Raw genomic sequence first — 5,510 nt, 5'->3', positions numbered from 1 at the left:
CGTCTACGGCGCCGGTTACTTCTACATTCCGGGCACCGAGACCTGCCTGCGCATCGGCGGCTATCTGCGCTATGACATGGGCGCTGGCGATTCCGGCGCGCTGGATGGCGCCAATAACGTTCCGGATACCGAGGACGGCGACAGCAACGATACCTGGTATAAGAACATGCGTTTCACGCTGAGGACTTATACCGGCCAGGAAACCGAGCTCGGCACGTTGAAGACCTTTACCGAGACTCGCTTTCAATTCGGCAACAGCAGCGGCAACTATGAGACTAGTGGCTCTGGCTGGCAGGCCGGCAACAAGGCCACCAGCCTCAATTTCGCCTGGATCCAGCTCGGTGGCCTGCGCGTCGGTAAGGATGAAACGGTATACGATCAGTTCATCGGTTATGCCGGCAACGTCATCCAGGACACGCTCATCCCGTATGGTGTCAAGGATACCAATCTCATCAGCTACTACTTCGACGCAGGCAGCGGCTTCACGGGCGTGGTCTCGCTCGAAGAAGGCACCGGCGTCAACACGATCGACAGCTATGTTCCGCATGTCGTCGGCGGTTTGAAGTACAAGGGCGACTGGGGTGCGATCACCGGCGTCGTGGCCTATGACAGCAATTATGAGGAAGTGTCCGGCAAGGTCCGTTTGGACGTCAACGTCAGCAAGGAACTGACGCTGTTCGTCATGGGCGGCTACGGCACCAACGACAACATCAACGACTTCGGCACAGGCCGTACCCAATACAAGCCATGGGGCGGAAACTGGGCGATCTGGGGCGGCGGCACCTACAAGTTCAACGACAAGACCTCGTTCAACGCCCAGGTCTCCTATGACGACTGGAAGAACCTCGGCGTCGCGGCCAACGTGGCCTATACCATTGTGCCCGGCTTTACGATCACGACTGAAGTCGATTACCTCAATGCAGGAAAATTCGACGACTTGGACTTCAACAACTGGACGAAGGCCGACAAGAAGAGCAGCGTCGGCGGCATCGTTCGCTTCCAGCGCAATTTCTAACGGATCGACTGACCCCACCAGCCCGCCCGCAGCACATCGCTGCGGGCGGTTTTTTATGCATTGGCATGAGAGTTACCCGGGGGCCAAGCCCATACCTTGATTTCGCCACCCGATCGGTGAAAAGCTCCTGAAATGGAATGGCGCGACGAGGGAATCATTCTCGGCACCCGCAAGCATGGCGAAACCAGCGCCATTCTCGAGGTGTTGACGCGAGCGCATGGCCGTCATCTCGGCCTTGTTCGTGGCGGCCGTTCGCGCAAGCAGCAGCCTGTGCTCCAGCCCGGCAACCGTGTCGACCTGTTGTGGCGAGCGCGCCTTGACGAGCACCTCGGCACGTTCCAGGCCGAGGCGATCGAGATGAACGCGGCCCGGTTGATGGACAGCGCCTTTGCCGTCTACGGATTGCAGACCATGGCCGCGCATCTGCGCCTGCTGCCCGAGCGCGACGCGCATGAAGGTCTCTACGAAACGCTTGCCGTGATGATCGTCCATCTCGACGACGCCGACGTTGCCGGCGAACTGGTGGCGCGCTTCGAGCTTCTGGTGCTGGACGAACTCGGCTTCGGCCTCGATCTCAGCCAATGCGCCGCCACCGGCACGCGACAGGACCTGGCCTATGTCTCACCGAAGTCGGGACGTGCGGTATCGCGCGAAGCCGGTTTGCCGTGGCGCGACAAGATGCTGGCTCTGCCGGCCTTCCTGCAGCGCGGCTCCGGCCTGCGCGCCGATGCGGCTGATGTCGACGACGCCTTCCGGCTCACCGGCTTCTTCTTCAACCGCCACGTCTATGAGCCGCGCGGCATCGAGCCGCCGGACGCTCGTACCGGCTTCCTCGCCGCCTTGCGCAAACATCACGCGCGCGGCAAGGCCATAGCTGGCGAAGACGCAGCCAGAGAAATCATCACATGAGCGAGGTCGAACTTTATCCTGGCCGGGTCTCACCGCTCGGCCTCGGCACCATTCCGCACGCCGACATCCTGAAATACACCGGTTTGGAATTGCTGCAGCGCATCGTCGACGGCAAGTATCCGGCGCCGCCGATTTCCTTCCAGCTGAATTTCACTCTCACCGAAGTCTCGGAAGGGCGCGCTGTCTTTCGTGGCATGCCGAGCGAGCGCCATCTCAATCCGCTGGGCAGCGTGCATGGCGGCTGGGCGGCGACGCTGCTCGATTCGGCGCTGGCCTGTGCCGTGCAGACGCTGCTCGAAAAGGGCGAGGCCTATACCACGGCGGAGTTCAAGGTGAATTTGACGCGTCCCATCACGCCGAAGACCGGCGAGGTGGTGTGCGAGGGCAGGGTTGTTCACAAGGGCCGCACGTTGGCGGTGTCGGAAGCGACGCTGAAGGATGCCGGCGGCAAGCTGCTGGCTTTCGGCACCGAAACATGCTCGATCTTTCCGGCCGCCAATCTGGCGGCGCGTTGACTGGCGGCGCATTGAGTTTTCCGAGCTTGGATTTTCTGGCCGTTTGGCCGCCGCATTTGAATGTCAGTAAGACGAATGTCAGTGAAAACTGGCCTGGTTTGGGGGAACCGCCATGTTTGAAAGCCTGATCGGCCTTGTCGCCATCATCGCCTTGTTCGTCATCATTTCGCGCCAGCAGAGCCGCATCGGCCTTGTCGAGCGTGAACTAGGCGCGCTGCGCAGCCTGGTCCTTTCCGGTGCCGTGCCGCCTGCGGCCAAGTCCTCCGAACAGGTGGACGACAACGCGCCCGCCGACATGGCTCCGGACGCAGCGGCTGCGACCGATATCGTTCCGCCGGAGGTAAGCGCAGCGGTCACCGTCCCGGCGCCAGCCACGGACACGGAAGACTCGACCGGCGAGATCGTCTCCGGCCCGTGGACCGCTCCAGAACCGGCACCGAAGGCAGTGGAACCTGCGGAGCTTCCCGGAGCGGCGAAAGCCGCCCGCCAATCCGATGTCGAAACCGCGCTCGGCACCCGCTGGGCGGTCTGGGTCGGTGGCATCGCGCTGGCGCTGGGCGGCCTGTTCCTGATCCGCTACACCATCGAGGCAGGTATTTTCGGTCCCGGCGTGCGGCTGACCATGGCCGGCGTGCTCGGCCTGGTGCTGGTGGCCGGCGGCGAGTTCATCCGCCGCACCGGCTTCAAGGTGCCGGTGCAAGGGGCCGCTGGCGCTTATATTCCAGCGATCCTGACTGCTGCCGGTGCCTTCATCCTGTTCGGCACCGTCTATGCCGCGCATGGCATTTACGGCTTCATCGGCCCGGCACTCGCCTTCACGCTGCTCGGCGTCATCGGCGTGGCAACGATCGCGGCCGCCCTGGTCCATGGTCAGGCGCTGGCCGGCATCGGCCTGGTAGGCGCCATGGTGACGCCGGTGCTGGTCGCCTCGCAGGCACCCAATCCCTGGGCGCTTTTCGGCTATCTCGCGATCGTGCTTGCCGTCACCGGCGTCATCGCCCGCATGCGCGATTGGAAATTACTGATGGCGGCCGCCTTTTTCGGCGCCGGTGTCTGGACCATCCTCTATATGACCGATGCGCCAGGGGCGAACCTCTCTGCCATCCTGTTCATCGACGCCGTCACGCTGGCCGTGCTCGCCCTTGTCTGGCTCGCTCGCCGTGACGACGAACCTGGACCAGCCAGGGCTTTCGACTGGCCGTCCATCGTGCCTGGCCTGTTCGTCGCATTCTCGGCGCTGGGCCTGTCGGTCGACCCGGCCTTCGCTGCCGCCGGCTACGCCTTGCCGGGCGCGGTGGTGATCGCCGCGATGGTGGGGGTCGCGCTTTATCGTCCGCTGGCGCTGCCGCTCCTCTATGCCGCGGGACTGGTCACGGTGCTGATCTATCTCGGCATCATCCCGCCAACCTCGATCGCTTCCGATTTTTCCAGCGGCGCCTTGGGCGTCGACGGACTGCCGGTGGCCACGTCCAACGCGCTGACCTTGCGCATCGGCATCGTACTCGGCCTGGTCTTCATCGGCGCCGGCTTCTGGGCCGCGCGCCGGTTCGCCGCCGGCACGCAGATCCGCGCGGCCTCATGGGCAGCGTGGGGCGTCATTGTCCCGCTGGTCATCCTGCTGGCACTCTGGTTCACCTTCGGCAATCTCGACCGTGACCTTGTCTACGCTGCCGCAGCGGCACTGCTGGTCGTCATTTTCGCCGCCGGCGGCGAGTGGATCGCGCGGGCCGAGGAGCCGCCGCTCAAGGGCGGTGTCGCGGTGTCGTTTGCCCTGGGCGGCGCGGCCATCGCCGGGCTCCTGCTCATGCATATGGCTTTCGATTCCGGCTGGACCACCATCCTGCTCGGTGCGGCGGCCATCGTGCCGGCGCTGACTACGCGCTGGCGCGCCTATCCGGTGCTCGGCTGGATTTCGGTCGGCGCGGTGATCGCGGTGCTTGGCCGCGTCGCTTTCGACCCGACCATCGTCGGTGCCGGGTTCCTGTCGACGACGCCGGTGTTCAACTGGCTGCTGCCAGGCTACGGCGTGCCGGCACTGGCCTTCGGCTTTGCCGCCTGGCAGCTTGCGCGCACCACGAATGGCCGGCCGCGCCTTGCCATGGAGGCGGCTGCGGCGCTGTTTGCGCTGCTCACGCTCGCTATGCTGGTGCGCCACGCCATGCACGGCGGCGTCATCGACACGGGTGCCATGACGCTCGCCGAACAGTCGATCTACACCCTGATCGCCATCGGCGCCGGCGCCATCCTGGTCGCCATCGACATGCGCTCGCCAAGCTCGGTGCTGCGCTATGGTTCGATGGCCGCCGGTGTGGCCTCGGTCGCCTTCATCGTTGTCAGGCACTTCGTCGTGCTGAATCCGCTGTTGTCAGACGAATCGACAGGCCGGATCCCGGTGTTCAACCTGTTGTTCCTCGCCTATCTCCTGCCTGCGGTCGCCGCCGGGGGACTGGCGCTCTACGCCAGGGACAAGCGGCCGAAATGGTATGCGCAGATGCTGGCCGTGGTGGCTGCCGTGCTTGCCTTCGCCTATGCCACGCTGTCGGTGAGGCGCCTGTTCAAGGGCGAGTTCATCGGCTTGTGGAGCGGCCTCGGCCAGTTGGAAACCTATACCTACTCGGCGCTTTGGCTGGTGATTGGCGTTGCGCTCCTCACAGCCGGTGTCTGGTTGAAATCGCAGGTGCTGCGCGTCGCCTCGGCCGCGCTGATCGCGATCGCCGTGCTGAAGGTCTTCATCTTCGACATGTCGGAGCTGGAAGGTGTGCTGAGGGCGTTGTCGTTCATCGGCCTTGGCGCCGTGCTGATCGGCATCGGCCTGTTTTATCAGCGGCTTTTGACGCGGGCGGCGCGGGAAAACGGATAAAGGCAAGCAAGAACAATAAGATTTCACCCCGACCGGGAATAAATCGGCACTAGCCAGCGTTATTGCATTGCTTGGGTGACCGGGGCGGGAGACCGCTTCGCGCTGGCCGCTTGCGCCGTGCCCGGAAGGCGCGTTCAATTGGGATCAATAAGGGCGACCTCGAAACCAGCGGTCATGGACGAAAAGAAGGCAGCAATCCTTGGCGAAATAC

4 protein-coding genes are annotated in these 5,510 nt (G+C 63.9%); all 4 read left to right on the top strand.

Annotated features, from left to right (window positions below):
- On the top strand, positions 1-1,015 hold a 1,015-nt coding region (locus tag EN939_RS19200), incomplete at its 5' end, for a porin (RefSeq protein ID WP_164751074.1).
- A gap of 132 nt (positions 1,016-1,147) precedes the next feature.
- Positions 1,148-1,924 carry a DNA repair protein RecO gene (gene recO, locus EN939_RS19195; protein WP_127269263.1) on the top strand — a complete coding sequence of 259 codons (777 nt, stop codon included), beginning with the start codon at positions 1,148-1,150 and terminating at the stop codon, positions 1,922-1,924.
- Positions 1,921-2,439, top strand: a complete 519-nt coding sequence (locus EN939_RS19190; RefSeq protein ID WP_027162667.1) for a PaaI family thioesterase — start codon at positions 1,921-1,923, stop codon at positions 2,437-2,439. The genes recO and EN939_RS19190 overlap by 4 nt, the downstream gene beginning before the upstream one ends.
- 112 nt (positions 2,440-2,551) lie before the next feature.
- A complete protein-coding gene (locus EN939_RS19185; RefSeq protein ID WP_127269262.1) occupies positions 2,552-5,299 on the top strand; it encodes a DUF2339 domain-containing protein in 2,748 nt (915 codons plus the stop codon).
- Positions 5,300-5,510 lie beyond the last annotated feature (211 nt).

The sequence above is a fragment of the Mesorhizobium sp. M7A.F.Ca.CA.002.05.1.1 genome (genome assembly GCF_003998335.1).
Taxonomy (GTDB): domain Bacteria; phylum Pseudomonadota; class Alphaproteobacteria; order Rhizobiales; family Rhizobiaceae; genus Mesorhizobium.
This window is presented reverse-complemented; position numbering and strand designations above follow the sequence as displayed.

Coding starts and splice junctions, on each gene's coding strand:
- EN939_RS19185 (WP_127269262.1), top strand. CDS start 2,552: ATGTTTGAAAGCCTGATCGGCCTTGTCGCCATCATCGCCTTGTTCGTC.
- EN939_RS19190 (WP_027162667.1), top strand. CDS start 1,921: ATGAGCGAGGTCGAACTTTATCCTGGCCGGGTCTCACCGCTCGGCCTC.
- recO (WP_127269263.1), top strand. CDS start 1,148: ATGGAATGGCGCGACGAGGGAATCATTCTCGGCACCCGCAAGCATGGC.